This is a genomic window from Blastomonas sp. CCH1-A6 (genome assembly GCF_001556365.1).
Taxonomy (GTDB): domain Bacteria; phylum Pseudomonadota; class Alphaproteobacteria; order Sphingomonadales; family Sphingomonadaceae; genus Blastomonas; species Blastomonas ursincola.
The window spans coordinates 1-1,463 of the sequence record NZ_LSIS01000412.1 but is presented as its reverse complement, the minus strand read 5'-3'; the positions used below and the strand labels follow the sequence as shown (position 1 = coordinate 1,463).

The 1,463-nt window shown below is 69.7% G+C and carries 3 protein-coding genes; all 3 read right to left on the bottom strand.

The genetic code is table 11. The features are described 5' to 3' along the window. Positions 1–98 precede the first annotated feature (98 nt). Positions 99–431: a DUF736 domain-containing protein gene (locus AX735_RS18765; RefSeq protein ID WP_066283327.1), complete on the bottom strand. Its 333-nt coding sequence runs from the start codon at positions 429–431 to the stop codon at positions 99–101. After that, positions 412–990, bottom strand: coding sequence for a S26 family signal peptidase (locus AX735_RS18760; RefSeq protein ID WP_066283326.1), 579 nt, complete (start codon positions 988–990; stop codon positions 412–414). The genes AX735_RS18765 and AX735_RS18760 overlap by 20 nt, the downstream gene beginning before the upstream one ends. Next, a partial coding sequence (locus AX735_RS18755; RefSeq protein ID WP_066283324.1) for a DUF2840 domain-containing protein occupies positions 987–1,463 on the bottom strand: 477 nt, incomplete at its 5' end. The genes AX735_RS18755 and AX735_RS18760, both read right to left, overlap by 4 nt.

Genomic DNA, 1,463 nt, shown 5'->3' with positions numbered 1-1,463 from the left:
TGACCTTCGCTGCGCGCGCCGGCCGGCCTGCGACCGAGCGGGACGGAGGGATGAGACGGCTTTTCCGCGAACAGAGGGATGATCGGGGAAGGCACCGATCAGCTCCGATCGTCGCGGGGCCGGGGGCGTTTCCACGACAGCCGGAACGTCCGTCCATCATCATCGGCGCGGAACAGCACCGGCCGGAACGGCGCCGGGAAAAGCGGGCTGTCGATCTCCAGCGCGATGTAGTTCCCGGCGCGTTCGCCGACCCGTTTCCACGCGCCGCCGACCTCGGGGCCGTCCTCGTCGTCGAGATGAACACGGTAGTCGGGCGCGTTTTCGGCATCGCTCGGATCGAGCGCGACAAGCACGATCGCCTCGTTGATGCCGAACAGCCGAACGCGGCCGGCATAGCCGTCGGCGGTGGATTCAAAGATATTCGTTTGCATGGTCGATCTCCTTGGCTTCGGGGGTGGAAGGCGGTTGGGACGGTGCTCGCAGCCAGAGCGGCGTGGCGCGTCCGATGACGGCGGAGACCGGCAGCGGGCCGAAATAACGGCCGTCCAGACTGTCGGGATGGGCGGGATTGAGCAGCAGCAGCTCGCCCGGTTGCAGCGTGCGGCACCCCTGCCAGACCGGCAGCGGACGGCCCTGGCCGTCACGCGCGCGGGCGATGGCGACGCGCCGCGCATCGACGCTCACCAGGGCGCCGATCCGGCAAACGCGCTGTCCGGCCTTGGCCGCGACATGCTTCAACAGCGGCACGCCCTCGGGCAGATAGCCGCGCGCCGACAGCCAGCGGGAAAGCCGTTCAGGCGGCGCGATGGCAACCAGCGCGCCGGTGGGCGGATCGCGGTCGGAATGGATGCGGTAAAGCCCGATCGGCGCGCTGGCGCTGGCGTTCCAGACGGCGAGCGGGGGTGGCGCGACGACCGCCACGACAGCGGACAGCCCTGCAAAGGTCGTCGCGGCAAACACAGTCGCCATGAGATAGTGTTGGCGCCTCATCCTTCGATCTCCCGGCGCTTGAGCCAAGCGCGATGGCGCTCCGCCGTGTAGAGGCGCGGCTGCTGGCCTGCGGTGATGCGGTTGTGGACGTGCCGCCAGTGATCGGCCGCCGCGTCGCAGGGATCGACGCCGGCCCCCTCCACCGCGTCGATCGCGGCGAGCACCTGTTGCACCTTGGGCCAGCCCTCGATCTTGAGCAGGATGTCGCCGCCCGGCCGCACGAACGGCAGCGTCGCATAGGGTTCGTTGGCCGCGACCGCGCGCACCACGTCGATGCGCGAGATGACCGTGCCGAAGTCGTTCGACGCCCAGCGCACGAACGCGAAGACGGCGCCCGGACGGAAGCCGACGACGCGGGTTCGCCGCGTCAGGATGCGGTCTTGGGCGATCCGGCCGAAGCGTATCCAGTGCTCCAGCGTCTTCTCGATCCAGGTCAGCTCGACATGGGTGAGGCCGTCGCGGGCGAGCGCGCT